The following is a 17,275-nucleotide window of genomic DNA, read 5'->3' on the forward strand; positions in this document are numbered from 1 at the left end:
GCCTCCTCGGACGGGGTGCCGTGCCGGGTGTCGCGGGCCGGGGTGCGGCTGCCCATGGCGAATTCCATTCACATCCTGATCCCATGAATAGAGCTAGTCAATAGGGTGCGGTTCGGGTCCCGGCAGCCGTCGCGGTGGTTCGCTGGGCCCATGACGGAACGCCCATCGGACCCGCGCCCGGCCCCCTCCGACACCAGCAGCCCCGCCCCCCACGGCCCCGCCGCCCCCGGTCCCGCCAGCCACGGCCCCGCCGCCGTCGCGCGACGGAACGCCGCCGTACGGGCAGCGGTCGCGCAGGGGCTCGTGGGCCCCGGGGAGCCGCTCGTGGCGCTGCTGGACGTGACGGGCATCCGCGCCGGCGCCCGCGCACTGCACACCGCGTTCGACCAGGTCACCGCCCCGGGCACCCGGGTGCTCCACACCTTCGCGGTCAAGGCGTGCCCCCTGGTCGCGGTGGTGCGGCTGCTGCGGGACGAGGGCGTCGGCGCGGAGGTCGCGAGCCCCGGCGAACTCGCCCTCGCCCGGGTCGCCGGAACGGCCGCGGCGCACACCGTCCTCGACTCCCCCGCCAAGACGCCCGCCGAACTGCGCGAGGCGCTGACCCTCGGCATCGCCGTGAACGCCGACAGTCGACAGGAACTCGCCCGGCTGGACGAGCTGGTCGACCGGGTGGGCGGGGACGGCGCCCACGGTCTGCCGCCCCTCGGGCTACGGGTGAACCCGCAGGTCGGCGCGGGCTCGATCGACGCCCTGTCCACCGCCACCGCGACCGCCAAGTTCGGTGTGGCGCTACGGGACCCGGGGGCGCGCGACGGGGTGGTGCGCGCCTTCCTGGACCGCCCCTGGCTCACCCGGTTGCACGTCCACACCGGTTCGCAGGGGGTGCCCCTGGAGCTGCTGGCCGAAGGCGTCGCCCAGACGTACGCACTCGCCGAGGAGGTCAATGCGCGGGCGGGTCGACAGCAGGTGGACACCGTGGACATCGGCGGCGGACTGCCCGTCGACTTCACCTCCGACGAGCGGGGCCCGGGGTTCGCGGAGTACGCACGGCTGTTGGCCCACCGGGTACCGGGACTGTTCGACGGACGGTACGGGCTGGTGACCGAGTTCGGACGGGCGCTGGTGGCCAAGCACGGACTGGTGCTCACCCGGGTCGAGTACACCAAGTCGGCGGGCGGGCGACGGATCGCGGTCACCCATGCGGGCGCGCAGATCGCGGCGCGCACCGTCTACGCCCCGGAGCAGTGGCCGTTGCGGGTCGCCGCGTACGACGCGCAGGGGCGGCCGTCGACCGGGTCCGTCGAGGTCCAGGACGTCGCGGGCCCCGCCTGCTTCGCGGGTGACCTGCTCGCCCGGGAGCGCGCGCTACCGCTGCTCGCGCCGGGCGACCACGTCGCCGCGCTCGACACCGGCGGCTACGCCTTCGCGCACCCCTACGCGTACAACTCGCTGCCCCGGCCGGCGGTCCACGGATTCCTGATCGAGGAGGCCGGGGTACGGGTGCGCTTCGCCCGGGTGCGGGCGGCGCAGACGATCAGCGAGGTGGTGGCCGAGTCGGGCGGAGCGTACGGCGAGGGCCTGCTGTTCTGAGGCAGCCCCTCCCCCACCCGCCGGCGCGCCCCGCCCGCTACGCGCGGACCGGGTCAGTGCAGCTGCCACCGCAGGAAGCTCGTGACGTGGCGGATCACGTGTTGGGTCTCCCACATCCGAGCGGAGGTGTCCCCTGCGGGAACGACGGGACCGTGGCCGGCGTCCTGGAGCGCGAACCTCGCGGTCGGTACCCCCCTCGCCAGCAGGGCGTGGTGGAGCAGCACGGTCTGACTCGGCGAGATGACCCGGTCGTCGGTGCCGTGGAAGTGCGTGAACGCGGCATCGCCGGGCCCCGCGTAGGTGGCGGGGTCGGCCGCGGCGACGGCGGCCGGCGCGTCCCGGAGCCGGGTCGGGTCGTTCGGACCCAGGACGTACTTCACCGCGGCGCTGTCGGTGGAATCCTCATGGGCCGCACGGGTCGCCGGATCGAAGTCGGCGGCGAGCTCCGCCAGGTCGGACGGTCCGTACCAGTTGACCACCGCCCGGACCCGGCTGCTCCGGTCCAGGTGCGCGCCCGTGTCGAACCTCTGCACGCCGCCGGTCGTGCCGACCATCGACGCCAGGTACCCGCCGGCGGACTCGCCGAAGACGGCGACCTCGCTCGGGTCGATGCCGTACTCGGCGGCGTGTGCCCGCAGGAACCTGATCGCGGCCTTGGCGTCCGCCACGCCGTCCACGTAGGTCGCCTCGTCCCGGATCGTGCGGTACTCGATCGACGCCACCACGTAGCCCTGTTCGGCGAGGTGCGTGCGCCGCCCGAGGGAGCTGGACTTGTTCGCCGTGACGAACCCGCCGCCGGGCAGGAACACGACGAGCGGACGGGGACCGCCCGTCGTCGGCGTCAGGACGTCGAGTTTCAGCTCGCGCGGCTGCCCACCGGCTCCCGGGACGGTCGCGTAGGTGATGTCCTTGCGGAGGGTGGTCTCCTTGGCCCCGCACTGCATCTTCGGACCGTCGACTTCGGGGTGGAGCACCGTGCTCGTGCGGGTGTCGTCGGGCGCCACCGAGGTGGCGAGGCGCAATCCGCCGACCCACGGCTGAGCGGGGCAGTCCGCCGTCGGGGCCGTCGTGGCGGTCGGGGCCGCACCCGGCCCGGGCGCGGCCACGGCGCCTCCGGGTGGGCCGGCCGCCACCGCCAGTCCGCAGAGCGTCGTCGCCACGAGGATCCTTCTGAGGCTTCCGTTCACGGTTCTCCTCCAGATCGACGGCCGTCGGGTCGCCGGGGGCATCGCCCGTCGTACGAGCATGAGTCGACACGCAGGCCCAAGGACGCTCACCCTTGGGCGATGCATCCACCCTATAGGGGCAATATCCATGACTCTGAGGCGAGTTGAGTGCACAGCGTGTCCTACGCGGAGGCACCCCCACCGCGGGCCGCTGGCCTGCCGAGGGGCGCCGCGGCGTGGCAAGCGCCCTAGCAGTTCGTTCAAAATGCGACCGGAATAGCTCCTTCCACGATCAAATTTGATCGTTCTCGCGCATGTTCCAGAGGAAAATGCCAGAGGCCCCCCAAACAGATGTGCGTTGCGTAGCCTCCCGGACACCGGGACACCACATGCGTCCCGGGACTCACGCCACCGCGCCCAAGCGGCCAAGGGGAGGGAACCGGCGTGCCCGGAATCGATGCGTGCCTACTGGAAGCGATGACCCTGCCCGGCGCCCGGGGAGCGGCCCTCGTCGACTGGACCAGCGGACTCGCCCTCGGCTCCATCGGGGAGTCCGCGAACGGCGACCACGAAGCGACGGCCGCGGAGACCGCGGAGATGGCCCGCGCCGCCGCCGAGTACACCGTCTTCGCACCCCCCGGGCACCGCGCCCCGCTCGGTGACCTGCCCGCACCCGTACGGGCTCCCGCCGTGGAAGACCTGCTGGTCACCACGGGGTCCGCCTACCACCTGATGCACTTCGCGGAGCCGACGTTCGACTCCCGGGCCTTCCTGTACCTGTGGCTCGACCGGGACACCGGCAATCTGGCGATGGCCCGCCTCAGACTGCGCGACCTCGTACGACGGCTGGTCCTGGAGTGAGCGCCCGCACCGGCGCCCGCGGCCGTGCCAGTGCCCATGCCGGGGTCGGCGCCCGTGCCCGCACCGGCATCCGTCACCGCACGACCGCCCCCACGCCAGCCACCACCACCGTCCCCGAAACGCGCCGCCGCCCGGCCTCATGAAGCTCTTCGCGCTCCGACAGCGCGCCGAGAGGAGACAGTTGATGGCCGTCGAAGCCGACGTACTCGACGAACTGCTGCGACTGCGCGCCCGGGTCCCCCAGATCACCGGGGCGCTCGCCGCCAGCGCCGACGGGCTCGTCCTCGCCCAGGACGCCGAGGGGGTGGAGGCCGACGGGGTAGCCGCCCTCACCGCCGCGGCCCTCGGCGTGGGCAGCCGACTGACCGAGGCGACCGGCCGGGGCCCCTTCCGCGAACTGTTGGTGCGCGGCACCGACGGTTACGCGGCCACCTACGCGGCGGGCCCGTCCGCCGTGCTCACCCTGCTCGCCGAGGCCCGGGTGAACGTGGGCCGCCTCCATCTGGAGGGCCGCCGGTGCAGCACGCGGATCGGCGAACTCGTCGCGGCGGCGACCCGACCGCCCACCGCACCCGGACCGGGCGGCCCCCCGATCATGCACGGGACACCCGGGCCCCCGACGCAGACGGGCCACCGGCCACCCCTACCGCCCCGCCCGGTGGGCCCCCCGCGCCGACCGAACGGCTTCTGAACCACCACCCGCGACACCACGTACCCGCGCAGCCGGCCAACAGCCAGCCAGCCAGCCAACGAGGAGCACCGGACATGAGCACCACCGAGAACGCCCTGAAGGACGCGACGACCTCGATCGAGGGGGTCATCGGCGCGGCCCTCGTCGACTACACCAGCGGAATGGCCCTCGGGACGATAGGCGGCGGCAAGGACTTCGACCTCGCGGTCGCCGCCGCCGGCAACACCGACGTGGTCCGCTCCAAACTGCGGACCATGGAACTCCTGGGCCTCCAGGACGAGATCGAGGACATCCTGATCTCCCTGGGCACCCAGTACCACCTGATCCGGCTCATCAGGGGCCGCGGCCACACCGGGCTGTTCCTGTACCTCGCACTGGACAAGGGCCGCGCCAACCTGGCGATGGCCCGCCACCAACTGCGGCGCATCGAGTCCGAGTTGGAGGTCTGACCCCGAAGGGCACCGGAACGGCTCGGGCGCCCGGAGCAGCTCAGGCGTGGGCGCGGCGGCGCGCCCCACCGGGGGCGGCGTCGCCCGCGCCCTGTCCCGTGGTGCGGTACTCCGGCACGGCGGCGCCCGCGGGCCGTCCGCCCCGGGCGTTCAGACGGTCGGTGCGGACCCACAGCAGGACGCCGTCGGCGCTCTCCCGACGACCGATCCGGTCGGCCTTCCACCACAGCCCGACGCCCGCTCCGGCGAGCAGCATGCCCACGGCGGAGGGCAGCACGAACGAGGACCCCACGGCGAGCAGCAGCGCGGCGCCGAGCCACCAGAGGTGGCCCCGCCGCCAGGCCCGCAGGGTGACCGCCCGGTCCTGGAGCAGGTCGTGCCGGGCGGCGCGGGTCGCGGTACCGGCCAGCTCCGCGTACCGGCGAAAGCCCGTCCACCCCACGGCCGCCGCGGCGATCAGGAACAGTGCGGCGCCCGCGAGGACGCCGATGCGGCGCCCCGTCAGGCCCGGTACGAGGAGGCCGAGCCCGGCGGCCAGTACGCCCGTCCACCACAGGGGTGCGGCGCCCGCGCGCACCACGACGGCGACCCGTGCCAGGACCTGGTTCCCCTGGCCGCCGCGGTCGTGCTGCTTGGCCCGGGTGCCCCCGGCGTCCTGCGTGCCGGACCGTCCGCCGGTCCGCGCGTGCCGACCGCCCCTACCCGTGCTGCGTCCACTTCTTCCGCGCGACACGACCGCCTCCTGTTCCGCGCCACTCGTGGTGCCGTTCCCCGCACCTCGTGGTGCCGTTCCCACCGCACGGCGGGGAGGCAGGTTACCGACGGTTTCTGAAGACGTCATGAAGACGCGCGGCGGTTTCCCGTCACCGGCCGGCGCGGATCACTCGACGAACAGCCCGCGGGCCGCCGCCCCGGCGTCGAAGTCCTCCAGTCGGGCCTGCGCGTCGGGCAGCGCGTCGCACATCGCCTCCAGCAGCACCCGGCCGAGCAGCATCGGCGCGCACGCCGTGTCGAAGGCGAGCCCGGTGCCGACGGGTGCCGGCAGCAGGAGGTCCGAGGCCGCGGCGACGGGTGCGAAGGCGCTGTCCGCGACGGTGACCACGCGCAGCCCCGCGTTGCGCGCGTACTCCAGGGCCTCGACGGTCTCCCGGGGGTGCCGCGGCAGCGCGAAGCAGAGCAGGGCGGTGGCCCCGGCCCGCGCGGCACGGTCGATCCGGTCCGCGAGCAGGGACCCGCCCTCGTCGAGCAGCCGGACGTCGGGGTGCACCTTCGCCGCGAAGTAGGCGAAGCCGCGCGCCTGGGCGGACGCCGCCCGCAGCCCGAGGACCGGCAGCGGGCGGGACGCGGCGAGCAGCGCCCCGGCGTCCCGGACGGGGGCCGGGTCCGCGAGCAGTCCGGCGAGGTGCCGCAGGTTGGCGATCTCGGCGTCCACCGCCTGTTGGTACGCGGTGCGCTCGGTGTGCTCCGCCGGGCCGTCCGAGGGGGGCACCTCGCGCAGGTGCCGGCGCAGGGCGGGGTACCCGTCGAAGCCGAGGGCGACCGCGAACCGGGTGACCGAGGGTTGGCTGACTCCGGCGCGTTCGGCCAGCTCCACGCTGGACAGGAACGGGACCTCGTCCGCCCGACGGACCATGCAGTGCGCGATCCGCCGCTGGGTGGGGGTCAGCCGGTGCCCCTCGAACAGTTGCCGTAGTCGTTCCGCCGCGCCTTCGCCCATGATCCTCGTCCCCCTTCCGCGGCGCTCCCTCGGCGCCCCTTCCCGGCCCAATCTATTCAGGATCACCGGACTCTGCATGACGGTATGCACCCAGGACGCAGCCGAGCCCCACTCCGTGCACCACCGAAAGCGACTTGGCGCAATTGCGCCAGCTGGACCGCCCCTTTACTTACCTTTGGTGGAAATTATGGGCCTGCCGAGAGGCATGCGGGCTTCTTACAGTGGATGCGGATCGCTGACCATCGATCGCCATGTACGGGGAGCACCACATGACTGTCATACCGGAAGCAACCGAAACGGAGATCCGCATCCTGCGCCTGCTGCACGAAGGACTGGACGACGCGGCAGTGGCCCGCCGTCTGTGTGTGGGGCACCGCACGGTCCAGCGCAGGGTGCACGACCTGATGAAGCGTTGGGAGGTGAACGGCAGGGTGGCCCTGGGGGCCCGCGCCCAGGAACTGGGCGTCTACACCGGGGCGGACACGCACGAGGTGGCCGTGTAGGACCACGGCGTCTGGACCGTGGGGGAACACGGCCCAGCTGAAGGCACGGGCGCCCGGTGCGCAGCAGTCGGAGTGGGCCGAGGGGGAACGGCCCAGTCCACGCCCCGGTCCGGAACGGCCCGGGGGAATCGGGCCCCGGGGGGATCGGGCCCCGGCCGCGGACCTCGCCGGAGGGGAACCACAGGGGAAAAGGGGGGCTGTCCCCAGTGTGCGGCGCCGGACCCGTTTCCTAGGGTGGACCCATGGAAGCCCGCGATGCCGACTTCAAGAAGGAACTCGACGCCACCCTCCAGGCCCGCAGGGACCTGGGCGAGGAGTACGAGTCCGCCTTCGTGGACTCGTTCCTGGAAAAGATCGAACAGCGCGTCGACACCGCCGTGGACCGACGGGTCCGGCGGCAACTCGCCGAACAGCAGATGGTCGTCGCCCGGGGCACCGACCCCTCCCGCTCCCCCGACAACTGGGGCGACCGCTTCGGCTTCGCCATGATCAGCCTGATCCTGGCGATCCCGCTCTCGGCCATCGGCGCCGTCCAGGGCGGCAAGCTCGGCCTCATCGTCAGTTGGCTGGGCATCGTGGGGGTCAACGCCGTCCACTCCGCCCGCCCGTGGTCGCTGCGTTCGCTCTGGTCACGCAAGCGGAGCGACGAGGAGCGCGCTTCGGACTGGCAGAAGTGAGACCACTGGCTGCGGCGGGGACACGGGCCGTGGCGGGGGCAGCGGTGCGCGGGAACCGTCGCACCCCCGGGTGGCCCCGGGGCGGGACGACGACGGTCCCCGCGGGGACACGGGCCGGTTCAGGGTGACGGTCCGCGTGTCCATGGCGTCCGACCGGTCCGGGAGCCGCTCCGGAGCGGCCGAGGTCGCCGTTCGCTGCCGGGTGGGGCGGGGAGCCGCGCCCGCCCCTCCGACGTCCACCACTGTGCCGGTCCGCTGTTAACCGCGTGCTGCGCGCACATGTCGTGCACGTACCGATTCCGCGAACCGTGCGCCGGACTCGCGGAGGTCGGCCTCGCGATCGGGTCCGGGTGGGCGTCCGCCGAGCAGCTGCCCGGCGGGGCGCGATCAGGCGACCTGATCCACGCTGGCCCCGACCTTCTTCATGCACGCGTCCTCGCTGGCCATCAGGGTGATCATGCCGTTCTCCCCCAAGGGCATGAACTCCGCGAACAGGGTCCAACCACGCTGCTTGAAGATCATCCGGGCGTAGTCCGTCCCACCGTCCGGAGTCTTGCGCACCCTACGGTCCTGGACCCGCCATGCGCGCTCGCGCAACTCGCGCACCACCGCTTCGTACCGGGCGATGTCGATCGTGGCGGTGTCCGTGTCAGTCCCGGGGTCGGTGGCCCGGGCTTTGAGCGCGACACTGCACGACCGCGGCGTTCCGGCCCGCGCGTCCTCGTGACCACGGGCGAACTCCTCGTCCGCCGGAACGTTCGCGCCGGCGGACGAGTCGTCGAGGTCCGCGCGCACGACCGCCTTCGTGAGCGGCCCTGTGCCCTCCGGCCGGGGCGACGCGGACGTGGCGGCCTCCCCGGTGCCGGGCTCGTCCGCACCGCAACCCACGGCTCCCAGCACCGTGACCGCCACCGCCACCGCGAACCACTTCGTCCTGCGCACAGTTCCTACCTCCCCGAGCCCGGGGCATACGACCCACGACCTGGGGCGGAGTGTGCCACAGAGCACCAATTGGCTCGCTGGTGACCCAATGGCCCGGGGACGTCGATCAGGTCGAGGTCTGCGTCGTCACGCCTTCGCCCCCGTCACCCCGGCCGCGCCCGGAGCAGCACCTCCCACTCGGGGGCCTGCGCGCAGAGCCGACGGACGAACGCGTCGTACTCCGGGTCACTCAGCTCCCACGCGTGCGCGCCGCCATGGTCCCCGTACAACGTGCACGCCTCGTCCGCCGAGGGGTGCTCCGCCTCGCACCAGGGCACCGACTCCAGCCGGGGCGTCTCGTCCGCCGTCCAGCGCGCCCACAGCGCGTGCGACGGCCGGTGGTCCCAGTCCCACACGTGGTCGGCGTGCTCCCCCTCGTGCGCGAGGGCCAGCTCGCAACGCAGCCCGTTCGGAACGCGCGCCAGGTCGGCACTGGTGACGCGACGGTGGGCGGCGAGGATCGCGAAGGAGACCTCGCGGTGCGGCACTTCGGCGACGACGGTGCACTTACGCCCCGCGTCAGCCCGCTCCGCAGCCGGCTACCCCGCCGCCTTCGCGAGGAAGGAGAGCAGGTCCTGGCGGCTCACCACACCCGTGGGCTTGCCCTCGACCAGGACGATCGCCGCGTCCGCCACGCCGAGGACGGACATCAGGTCGGCCACCGGCTCCCCCGAACCGACCTGCGGCAGCGGCGCCGACATGTGCTTCTCCAGCGCGTCGGCCAGCGAGGCCCGCTGGGTGAACAGCGCGTCCAGCAGCTCGCGTTCGACCACCGAACCGACGACCTCCGCGGCCATCACGTCGGGGTGCCCCGCGCCCGGCTTCACGATCGGCATCTGCGAGACCCCGTACTCGCGCAGCACCTCGATGGCCTGGCCGACCGTCTCGTCGGGGTGCATGTGCACCAGCGAGGGCATCGCGCCCTCCTTGTCCCGCAGGACGTCCCCGACCAGGGCCGAGTTGCCGCTGTCCTCCAGGAAGCCGTAGTCCGCCATCCACTCGTCGTTGAAGATCTTCGAGAGGTAGCCCCGGCCGCTGTCCGGCAGCAGGACGACGACCACGTCGTCCGGGCCGAGCCGTTCGGCGACCCGCAGCGCCGCGACGACCGCCATGCCGCAGGAGCCGCCCACGAGCAGGCCCTCCTCCTTGGCGAGCCGACGCGTCATCTGGAAGGAGTCCTTGTCGGACACGGGCACGATCTCGTCGGCGACGGTCCGGTCGTACGCGGTCGGCCAGAAGTCCTCGCCCACGCCCTCGACCAGGTACGGGCGTCCGGAGCCGCCCGAGTACACCGATCCCTCCGGGTCCGCGCCGATGACCTTGACCCCGCCGTCGCTGGCGTCCTTCAGGTAGCGGCCCGTCCCGGAGATGGTGCCGCCGGTGCCGACGCCCGCGACGAAATGCGTGATCTTCCCCGCGGTCTGCTCCCACAGCTCGGGACCGGTGGAGTGGTAGTGCGACAGCGGGTTCTGCGGGTTGCTGTACTGGTCGGGCTTCCAGGCGCCGGGGGTCTCACGGACCAACCGGTCGGACACGTTGTAGTAGGAGTCGGGGTGCTCCGGGTCCACGGCGGTCGGGCAGACGACGACCTCGGCGCCGTACGCGCGCAGCACGTTGGTCTTGTCCGTGGACACCTTGTCGGGGCAGACGAAGATGCACTTGTAGCCCTTCTGCTGGGCCACGATCGCCAGGCCCACGCCCGTGTTGCCGCTGGTCGGCTCGACGATGGTGCCGCCCGGCTGGAGCGCGCCGCTCTGCTCGGCGGCCTCGATCATGCGTACGGCGATGCGGTCCTTCACGGAACCGCCGGGGTTGAAGTACTCGACCTTCGCCAGCACCGTCGCCTGGATGCCGTCGGTGACGTGGTTGAGCCGCACCAGCGGGGTGTTGCCGACGAGGCTGATCATCGAGTCGTGGAAGTGCACCGTTGTCTCCGGGCTGCGAAGAAGGACAGGATTTGCCCCTCAGCCTACGGCCCCGCACCGGAGCCCGGGGCCCGTCGCGGGCCGTCGACCGTCCTGACCCGTCCGCCCCGCGCCGCGCACGCGCCCCGACGGCTTCGGCCGGGTGTTCGCAGCCGTTCGGCCCCGGACCGTTCACCCGTCGCTCGCGATTGGCCCACCGCCCCGGCGGGGCAAGGAGTGGGTGTACGGCTCGAAGGAGGTGGCTGCGACGCATGTCGAGGGCGAGAGTGGCACGGCGGATCGCCGCGGGTGCCGCGTACGGCGGTGGTGGGATCGGGCTGCTGGGCGTGGCGACGCTCGGGGTGGTCCTGGCCGAGGTGCAGTTGGCGAAGCGGCGGGTCGGCAACCACGGCGGGGACGGCACCGCGCCGCCGCGCGCCGACGGCCGCTACGGGGCGGGGCTCGCGGGCGGCGGGGAGCCCTTGCGGCTGGTGATGCTCGGCGACTCCACGGCGGCGGGCGTGGGGGTCCACCGGGCACGGGAGGTTCCGGGGGCGCTGATCGCCTCGGGGCTCGCGGCGGTGGCGGACCGGCCGGTCGAGCTGCGTACGGTCGCCCTGCCCGGCGCCCGCTCCGACGATCTGGACCGCCAGGTGGGGTTGGTCCTGGCGGAGCCGCAGCGGATGCCGGACGTCTGCGTGATCATGATCGGGGCGAATGACGTCACGCACCGCATCCCGCCGACGCAGTCGGTGCGCTGGCTGTCCACGGCGGTGCGCAGGTTGCGGACCGCCGGGGCGGAGGTGGTCGTCGGCACCTGTCCCGATCTGGGGACCATCGAACCGGTGTACCAACCGCTCAGCTGGCTCGCCCGGCGGACCTCCCGGCAGCTCGCCGCCGCGCAGACCATCGGGGCGGTGGAGCAGGGCGGGCGGACGGTGTCCCTGGGGGACCTGCTGGGGCCGGAGTTCGCGGCGAACCCCCGGGAACTGTTCGGGCCGGACAACTTCCACCCCTCGGCCGAGGGGTACGCCACCGCGGCGATGGCCGTGCTGCCGACGGTGTGCGCGGCGCTCGGCGTGTGGCCCGAGGAGGAGCGGCCCGACGCCTCCCGCGACGAGGGGTTCCTGCCGGTGGCCCGGGCGGCGGCGCGGGCTGCGCAGGAGGGCGGTACGGAGGTGACGGCCGCCCCGCAGACGGGGCCCCGGGGGCCTTGGGCCCTGCTCAAGCGCCGGCGGCGGCGGCGCATCCACAGTCCTGGGCCGGACGTCCACGAGGGCGGCGCCACGCGCACGGCGTAACTCCCCGAGCCCCCTCGGTGCGTCCACCTCCCGGTACGGGGTCCTGCGCGGTGCGCTGGTGCTTTTGCGCAGTTCCCCGCGCCCCTAGGTGTGCCCTGCCGCAGGTCCGCCGCCCCCCGCAGGTGCGGAGAGCCGGACCCCGGGGGAAGCACCCCAATTCAGGGGCGCACCCGCACAGGACCCCGTACCGGCAGGTGAACGCACCCGATCAGGGGCGCGGGGAACTGCGCGAATCAGCAGCGCACCCCCGCAGGACAGCGCACCGCAGGTGAACGCACCGGACCAGGGCCGCGGGGCGGAACGGCACGGGGTCACTGGCGCCGGGCGGGAGCCTCAGCCGCGGTCTTGAGATCGCGCAGCCACGCTTCGAGTCCCTGACTCAGGATCACCGTCGCGACGGGAACGTCCACATCGACCTGGGTCCCGGTGTGGGTCTCCTCGGTGCGCACCCGGACGCCGCCCTTGACCTCGGTGAAGGTCCACACGTGCACGCCGTCGATGTGCACTCCCTCACCGACCGCGGGACCGGTCCAGCGGATGCAGGAGTGGCGGCGCAGCTGCTCGACGGTCGAGGTGATGTCCAGTTCGGTGGCGGGGGTGACGGGGTTGGGCGGCACCGGCACCGTCCACCGGAACGCGGAGCCCGTCCGGAAGGGGCCGTGGTCCAGGCGGTCCACACCGGTGAGGTGGGTCTGCCAGGACGGCCAGCGCTCCACGTCCGTCTGGAGCTTCCACACCGTGCGCAACGGCGCGTGGATCACGGTCTCGGTGCGGTGGCGGACGCGGGCGTCGGGGTCGACGCCCGCCCCGCGGCAGGTGAGGGAGGGGCCGGGGCCGGACGGAGTGGCCGCGGCGGCCGGGACGGTGGTCGCCGTGCCGAGGAGGCCGGCGAGGAGCGGAACGGTGAACAGGGCGGCGCGGACGCGGGCGCGGGTGTGGTGGGTGCCGGGCACGGGGTTCCCCTTGTCGGTGGGTGAGTGGACCGACGAGAATGACAGCATCTCGCTCTAGTGAGAAGTTATAACTGCATGTAGCCCGGGAGGTCAACGGCCTTCGTGATACCTTCTAACTAAACTTCGGAGCTATAGCCTCACGGGCGAGGGAGGGAGCGCGGGCCATGCCGGAGCAGGACGCGACGACACCGCGGGAGCGGTACCGCGCCCAGGTGCGCGCGGAGATCAAGCAACACGCCTGGGAACAGATCGCGACGGCGGGGGCGTCCGCACTCTCCCTCAACGCCATCGCCAAACGGATGGGCATGAGCGGACCCGCGCTCTACCGCTACTTCGCCAGCCGCGACGACCTGATCACCGAACTCGTCCGAGAGGCGTACCGAAGCCTCGCCGGGACGCTGCGCACGGCCTCCGACGACGGCGCCGACCTCGCCTCACTGGTGCACGTCCTGCGCGACTGGGCCCTCCAGGACCCCCAGCGGTACCTCCTCGTCTACGGCACCCCGGTGCCCGGCTACCGCGCCCCCGAGGACATCACCGGCATCTCCTCCGAGATCATGGCGACCCTGCTCGACGCGTGCGCGGCGCTCGTGCAGGACGGCCCCGCGACACCGTTCGACACCCATGTGGAGGCCCACCGGGACTGGGCCGGCGGCCATCCGGCCCCGCCCGCCGCGCTGCACCGGGCCCTGATCGTCTGGACCCGGGTGCACGGCCTGCTGTCGCTGGAGGTGGCCGGTCACTTCGCGGGCATGGACTTCGACCCCGCCCTGCTCTTCGCCGCCGAACTGGACGAACTACTGGCCCCCCGTACCGCCTGATCGGGGCGGCCCCGGTGGGCGGTCGACGGGCGGCTCCCCATACTGGAATCCGCGGGTCCGGCCGGGGCCCGGGCACCGGAGGGCAGCCATGAGGATCCACCTGTCCAGCGTCTTCGTCGACGACCAGGACAAGGCCCTGCGCTTCTACACGGACGTACTGGGCTTCGCGAAGAAGGTCGAGGTCCCGGTGGGCGCCGACCGGTGGTTGACCGTGGTCTCGCGGGAAGACCCCGACGGCACCCAACTGCTACTGGAGCCCGACGGCCATCCCGCGGTGAAGCCGTACAAGGAGGCGCTGGTCAGGGACGGCATCCCGGCCACCGCCTTCGCCGTGGACGACGTCCGCGCGGAGTTCGACCGGCTGCGCGCACTGGGGGTGCGCTTCACCCAGGAGCCGGTGGAGGCGGGCCCGGTGACCGTCGCGGTGCTGGACGACACCTGCGGGAACCTGATCCAGCTCGTACAGGGCGGATAGCGGGCCGGTCGGGGCGACAACCGGCGTGCGGGGCCGGGAGTACGCTGAGCAAGCGCTTGGAAATTGCGGTCCGGGTCACATGACCACCCCCGTGACCCACGCGCTACGTGACGGTAACTTCACGGACACGCGCCCTCGCGGACGCCGAACCCCGATACCCGAGCCCCCGGCAAGGAGAACCCCGATGCCCGAAGCCGTGATCGTCTCCACCGCACGGTCCCCGATCGGCCGCGCGTTCAAGGGCTCGCTGAAGGACCTGCGCCCCGACGACCTGACCGCCACGATCATCGGCGCCGCCCTCGCCAAGGTCCCCGGACTCGACCCGCGGGACATCGACGACCTGATGCTGGGCTGCGGCCTGCCCGGTGGCGAACAGGGCAACAACCTCGGCCGGATCGTTGCCGTGCAGATGGGCCTGGACCACCTGCCGGGCTGCACGATCACGCGGTACTGCTCCTCGTCCCTCCAGACCAGCCGGATGGCGCTGCACGCGATCAAGGCGGGCGAGGGCGACGTCTTCGTCTCGGCCGGCGTCGAAATGGTGTCCCGCTTCACCCGGGGCAACTCCGACAGCCTGCCCGACACGCACAACCCGCTCTTCGCCGAGGCGGAGGCCCGCACCGCGGCGGTCGCGGAGTCGACGGGCGCCGGCTGGCACGACCCGCGCGAGGACGGGGCGCTCCCCGATGCGTACATCGCGATGGGGCAGACCGCCGAGAACCTCGCCCGCTGGAAGGGCATCACGCGACGGGAGATGGACGAGTTCGGGGTCAGGTCCCAGAACCTCGCCGAGCAGGCCCTCGCCAACGGCTTCTGGGAACGCGAGATCACCCCGGTCACCACCCCGGACGGCACCGTCGTCAGCCAGGACGACGGCCCGCGCGCCGGAGTCACCCTGGAGGGCGTGGAGGGCCTGAAGCCGGTGTTCCGCCCCGACGGCCTGGTCACCGCCGGCAACTGCTGTCCGCTCAACGACGGCGCCGCGGCCCTGGTCATCATGAGCGACACCAAGGCCCGGGACCTCGGGCTCACCCCGCTCGCCCGGATCGTCTCCACCGGGCTGTCCGCACTCTCCCCCGAGATCATGGGCCTCGGCCCGGTCGAGGCGTCGCAGCAGGCCCTCGCCCGTGCGGGACTGGGCATCGGGGACATCGACCTGGTCGAGATCAACGAGGCGTTCGCGGCGCAGGTGATCCCCTCGTACCGGGAACTCGGCGTGGACCTCGACCGGCTCAACGTGAACGGCGGCGCCATCGCCGTGGGACACCCGTTCGGGATGACCGGGGCCCGGATCACCGGCACGCTGATCAACAGCCTCCAGTTCCACGACAAGCAGTTCGGACTGGAGACCATGTGCGTGGGCGGGGGCCAGGGCATGGCGATGGTGATCGAGCGGCTCAGCTGACGGACGCCTCGGCCGACCGGGCGCCCCGGCTGACGGAGTGCGCCCCGGGCGCGCACGGCGAATCGTGACCCAATCTCCCCCAGGATGTGATGTATCTCCTGGGGGAGACACGTTTGCGCAGCTCACACTTGATCCTGAGGCAAACCCCCACTTCAGAAACCTGTCCAATTCGTGACGTAATGCACTGACAGGCCAGGGGTCCGCACTTCAAGCTGAGGTAGGAAGTCGGGGGTCGACTGACACCGGGAGTACTTCGTGAGCGCCTTGCCCATCGTTCTGCTGGTCACCACGGCTGCCGCCACGGCCGTGGGCGCCGCCGCCCTGCACGTCGTGCTCGGACTGCGCCGCCAGATCACCGCCCTGCGTACCGAGCTCGCCCGACACCCGGCTCCCGACACCCGCGCGCTGGTGCCCGCGGCCCGGTCCGCCGACACCGAGGAGATACGCGCGGCGGTCGTGGCCGCCCTCGCCCAGGAGCGGGAGCGCGAACTGGCCGAGGCGCGCGCCTTCTGGGCCGCGCAGGAGGCCCGGGACGCCGCCGACGCCCCCTCGCTGCTCGGTCTCACCGATGACGATCTGTACCTGCCCCGGCACGCCGACTTCGTGGGCCTCGTGGAATCCGCGGACCTCGACGCACCGGACGGCGTCGACGGGTCGGACGGTCCCGGTGCCGATGCCGCGGAAGGGCACACCGAGACCGCGACGCTCACCGGTTCCGACACGGTCGAGGGCCACCCCGGCGACTCCCCCGAACTCGCCGCCGCCCGCCGTCGCCACCCCTCGCACCCGGACTTCGTCCCCGCCCAGGCCACGCACTCCGGGCCGTTCGCCCCGACCGGGGACCACGAGCGCACGGTGCTGTGCCTGGAGGAACTGGCGGCGACCGGCGCCGCCCTCGCCGATGTGCGGCCCGGCCCGCTCGGCACCCTGGACGTCTACGTCTTCGAGGACGGCACCACGCTCTGCATGACCCCCGGCCACCGCGAGACCGCCGAACGGCTCGCCTCCGCGTTGCGGTCCGGCGAGCCGCCCGTGCTGCTCGGTGGCTCCGGGCTGTCGGGGGCGTACGCCCTGACCTTCTCCTGCGGCACGGAAACCGTGTACATACTCGCGGACCGCGTCATCGCCTCGCTCTGACCCCGCGATCCGGGCGCCCCGGCGCCTGACGCGTCAGACGCCGGCGCGCTTCTGCGCTTCCTCGACCAAGGCGATCGCCTCCGCGAGCTGGGCGGGTTCCGTGAGCGCCACCGCCAGGTCCCGGCCCGCCACGGTGATCTGGTCGGCGACGGCGAACATGCCCGCGTCGGGCATCTCCCGGGGCTCCGTACCGGGGGCCTCGATCTGCTGCGCGCGCGCCGAGAGTTCCCTGGCCAGGGTCAGGGCCTCGGCCGCTGCGCCCCGCTGGAGCCGGCTCTGCGGGGCCGCCCTCAGGTGGTCGGCGAAACGGTCCACGGCGGCGGTCAGCGGCGTCGTATCAAGCACGGTACGAACCCTAGCGGGTCGGTCGTTCACCGCGGGTGCGTAGTGGTTGCCCGCGCAGTTCCCGCGCCCCCTTCGGTACGTCCACCTCTGGCTGCGCTGTCCTGCTCGGTGCGCTGTCGTTCTGCGCAGTTCCCCGCGCCCCTGTCGGGGCCGTTCCGGTTCGGGTGCGCTGGCACGTGCGGGTGCGCTGTGGTTGCCCGCGCAGTTCCCCGCGCCCCCTTCGGGCGCGTCCTCCTGAGGGTTCACTGTCCTGCTCGGGTGCGCTGGTGTTTCGCGCAGTTCCCCGCGCCCCTTATCGG

General features: G+C 72.9%; 19 protein-coding genes. 11 read left to right on the plus strand and 8 right to left on the minus strand.

Annotation, left to right across the window (positions count from 1 at the left end; translation table 11 throughout):
• The first annotated feature begins 150 nt into the window (after nt 1–150).
• Nucleotides 151–1,590, plus strand: a complete 1,440-nt coding sequence (locus tag ACFWIA_RS00450) for a diaminopimelate decarboxylase (RefSeq protein ID WP_386998847.1) — start codon at nt 151–153, stop codon at nt 1,588–1,590.
• A 53-nt stretch (nt 1,591–1,643) separates the two neighbouring features.
• Here ACFWIA_RS00450 and ACFWIA_RS00455 read toward each other — a convergent pair whose 3' ends face one another.
• A complete protein-coding gene (locus ACFWIA_RS00455; protein WP_386998849.1) occupies nt 1,644–2,777 on the minus strand; it encodes a carboxylesterase family protein in 1,134 nt (377 codons plus the stop codon).
• Between the two features lie 423 nt (nt 2,778–3,200).
• Here ACFWIA_RS00455 and ACFWIA_RS00460 point away from each other — a divergent pair, with 423 nt between their 5' ends.
• The 3 genes from ACFWIA_RS00460 to ACFWIA_RS00470 all read left to right on the plus strand — a co-directional run bounded on the left by ACFWIA_RS00460 (nt 3,201) and on the right by ACFWIA_RS00470 (nt 4,757).
• Nucleotides 3,201–3,617, plus strand: coding sequence for a hypothetical protein (locus ACFWIA_RS00460; RefSeq protein ID WP_386998851.1), 417 nt, complete (start codon nt 3,201–3,203; stop codon nt 3,615–3,617).
• Between the two features lie 184 nt (nt 3,618–3,801).
• Nucleotides 3,802–4,308 carry a roadblock/LC7 domain-containing protein gene (locus ACFWIA_RS00465; RefSeq protein WP_386998853.1) on the plus strand — a complete coding sequence of 169 codons (507 nt, stop codon included), beginning with the start codon at nt 3,802–3,804 and terminating at the stop codon, nt 4,306–4,308.
• Nucleotides 4,309–4,382: 74 nt separating this feature from the next.
• Nucleotides 4,383–4,757, plus strand: a complete 375-nt coding sequence (locus ACFWIA_RS00470; protein ID WP_386998855.1) for a hypothetical protein — start codon at nt 4,383–4,385, stop codon at nt 4,755–4,757.
• A 40-nt stretch (nt 4,758–4,797) separates the two neighbouring features.
• On the opposite strand, the gene ACFWIA_RS00475 is transcribed toward ACFWIA_RS00470, so the two are convergent.
• Together ACFWIA_RS00475 and ACFWIA_RS00480 are read right to left on the minus strand one after the other, a co-directional pair.
• A complete protein-coding gene (locus tag ACFWIA_RS00475; RefSeq protein ID WP_386999178.1) occupies nt 4,798–5,355 on the minus strand; it encodes a hypothetical protein in 558 nt (185 codons plus the stop codon).
• A gap of 282 nt (nt 5,356–5,637) precedes the next feature.
• Entirely contained in the window at nt 5,638–6,474 is an 837-nt protein-coding gene (locus tag ACFWIA_RS00480; protein WP_386998858.1) for a MurR/RpiR family transcriptional regulator, read from the minus strand.
• Nucleotides 6,475–6,743: 269 nt separating this feature from the next.
• Here ACFWIA_RS00480 and ACFWIA_RS00485 point away from each other — a divergent pair, with 269 nt between their 5' ends.
• Nucleotides 6,744–6,977 (plus strand): helix-turn-helix domain-containing protein, encoded by a 234-nt coding sequence (locus ACFWIA_RS00485; RefSeq protein ID WP_386998860.1) that lies wholly within the window; start codon nt 6,744–6,746, stop codon nt 6,975–6,977.
• 242 nt (nt 6,978–7,219) lie between these two features.
• Complete coding sequence (locus ACFWIA_RS00490; RefSeq protein ID WP_386998862.1) at nt 7,220–7,654, plus strand: hypothetical protein; 435 nt, start codon at nt 7,220–7,222, stop codon at nt 7,652–7,654.
• A gap of 387 nt (nt 7,655–8,041) precedes the next feature.
• Here the strand turns inward: ACFWIA_RS00490 and ACFWIA_RS00495 are convergent, their stop codons facing one another.
• From ACFWIA_RS00495 to ACFWIA_RS00505, 3 genes are all read right to left on the minus strand, one after another.
• The gene (locus ACFWIA_RS00495) at nt 8,042–8,596 is read right to left on the minus strand and encodes a hypothetical protein (protein WP_386998864.1); all 555 of its coding nucleotides are present in this window, start codon (nt 8,594–8,596) and stop codon (nt 8,042–8,044) included.
• A gap of 143 nt (nt 8,597–8,739) precedes the next feature.
• The gene (locus ACFWIA_RS00500) at nt 8,740–9,123 is read right to left on the minus strand and encodes a hypothetical protein (protein WP_386998866.1); all 384 of its coding nucleotides are present in this window, start codon (nt 9,121–9,123) and stop codon (nt 8,740–8,742) included.
• A 51-nt stretch (nt 9,124–9,174) separates the two neighbouring features.
• Nucleotides 9,175–10,560, minus strand: coding sequence for a cystathionine beta-synthase (locus tag ACFWIA_RS00505; protein WP_386998868.1), 1,386 nt, complete (start codon nt 10,558–10,560; stop codon nt 9,175–9,177).
• 251 nt (nt 10,561–10,811) lie between these two features.
• Here ACFWIA_RS00505 and ACFWIA_RS00510 point away from each other — a divergent pair, with 251 nt between their 5' ends.
• Nucleotides 10,812–11,840, plus strand: a complete 1,029-nt coding sequence (locus ACFWIA_RS00510; RefSeq protein WP_386998870.1) for an SGNH/GDSL hydrolase family protein — start codon at nt 10,812–10,814, stop codon at nt 11,838–11,840.
• A gap of 311 nt (nt 11,841–12,151) precedes the next feature.
• Here the strand turns inward: ACFWIA_RS00510 and ACFWIA_RS00515 are convergent, their stop codons facing one another.
• The gene (locus ACFWIA_RS00515) at nt 12,152–12,793 is read right to left on the minus strand and encodes an SRPBCC family protein (protein WP_386998872.1); all 642 of its coding nucleotides are present in this window, start codon (nt 12,791–12,793) and stop codon (nt 12,152–12,154) included.
• 164 nt (nt 12,794–12,957) lie between these two features.
• Between ACFWIA_RS00515 and ACFWIA_RS00520 the strand changes: the two genes are divergently transcribed.
• The 4 genes from ACFWIA_RS00520 to ACFWIA_RS00535 all read left to right on the plus strand — a co-directional run bounded on the left by ACFWIA_RS00520 (nt 12,958) and on the right by ACFWIA_RS00535 (nt 16,631).
• A complete protein-coding gene (locus ACFWIA_RS00520) occupies nt 12,958–13,614 on the plus strand; it encodes a TetR/AcrR family transcriptional regulator (protein ID WP_386998874.1) in 657 nt (218 codons plus the stop codon).
• A gap of 88 nt (nt 13,615–13,702) precedes the next feature.
• A complete protein-coding gene (locus ACFWIA_RS00525) occupies nt 13,703–14,089 on the plus strand; it encodes a VOC family protein (protein WP_386998876.1) in 387 nt (128 codons plus the stop codon).
• A 184-nt stretch (nt 14,090–14,273) separates the two neighbouring features.
• Nucleotides 14,274–15,494 carry an acetyl-CoA C-acetyltransferase gene (locus ACFWIA_RS00530; RefSeq protein WP_386998878.1) on the plus strand — a complete coding sequence of 407 codons (1,221 nt, stop codon included), beginning with the start codon at nt 14,274–14,276 and terminating at the stop codon, nt 15,492–15,494.
• A gap of 255 nt (nt 15,495–15,749) precedes the next feature.
• Nucleotides 15,750–16,631: a hypothetical protein gene (locus ACFWIA_RS00535; protein ID WP_386998879.1), complete on the plus strand. Its 882-nt coding sequence runs from the start codon at nt 15,750–15,752 to the stop codon at nt 16,629–16,631.
• Nucleotides 16,632–16,664: 33 nt separating this feature from the next.
• On the opposite strand, the gene ACFWIA_RS00540 is transcribed toward ACFWIA_RS00535, so the two are convergent.
• A complete protein-coding gene (locus ACFWIA_RS00540) occupies nt 16,665–16,976 on the minus strand; it encodes a hypothetical protein (RefSeq protein WP_386998881.1) in 312 nt (103 codons plus the stop codon).
• Nucleotides 16,977–17,275 lie beyond the last annotated feature (299 nt).

Source organism: Streptomyces sp. NPDC127068 (assembly GCF_042724695.1).
GTDB lineage: Bacteria > Actinomycetota > Actinomycetes > Streptomycetales > Streptomycetaceae > Streptomyces.

Excerpts from the sequence above, each read along its gene's own strand:
- ACFWIA_RS00530 (WP_386998878.1), top strand. The coding sequence starts at position 14,274 with ATGCCCGAAGCCGTGATCGTCTCCACCGCACGGTCCCCGATCGGCCGC.
- ACFWIA_RS00480 (WP_386998858.1), bottom strand. The coding sequence starts at position 6,474 with ATGGGCGAAGGCGCGGCGGAACGACTACGGCAACTGTTCGAGGGGCAC.
- ACFWIA_RS00520 (WP_386998874.1), top strand. The coding sequence starts at position 12,958 with ATGCCGGAGCAGGACGCGACGACACCGCGGGAGCGGTACCGCGCCCAG.
- ACFWIA_RS00525 (WP_386998876.1), top strand. The coding sequence starts at position 13,703 with ATGAGGATCCACCTGTCCAGCGTCTTCGTCGACGACCAGGACAAGGCC.
- ACFWIA_RS00485 (WP_386998860.1), top strand. The coding sequence starts at position 6,744 with ATGACTGTCATACCGGAAGCAACCGAAACGGAGATCCGCATCCTGCGC.
- ACFWIA_RS00490 (WP_386998862.1), top strand. The coding sequence starts at position 7,220 with ATGGAAGCCCGCGATGCCGACTTCAAGAAGGAACTCGACGCCACCCTC.
- ACFWIA_RS00465 (WP_386998853.1), top strand. The coding sequence starts at position 3,802 with ATGGCCGTCGAAGCCGACGTACTCGACGAACTGCTGCGACTGCGCGCC.
- ACFWIA_RS00470 (WP_386998855.1), top strand. The coding sequence starts at position 4,383 with ATGAGCACCACCGAGAACGCCCTGAAGGACGCGACGACCTCGATCGAG.
- ACFWIA_RS00510 (WP_386998870.1), top strand. The coding sequence starts at position 10,812 with ATGTCGAGGGCGAGAGTGGCACGGCGGATCGCCGCGGGTGCCGCGTAC.
- ACFWIA_RS00450 (WP_386998847.1), top strand. The coding sequence starts at position 151 with ATGACGGAACGCCCATCGGACCCGCGCCCGGCCCCCTCCGACACCAGC.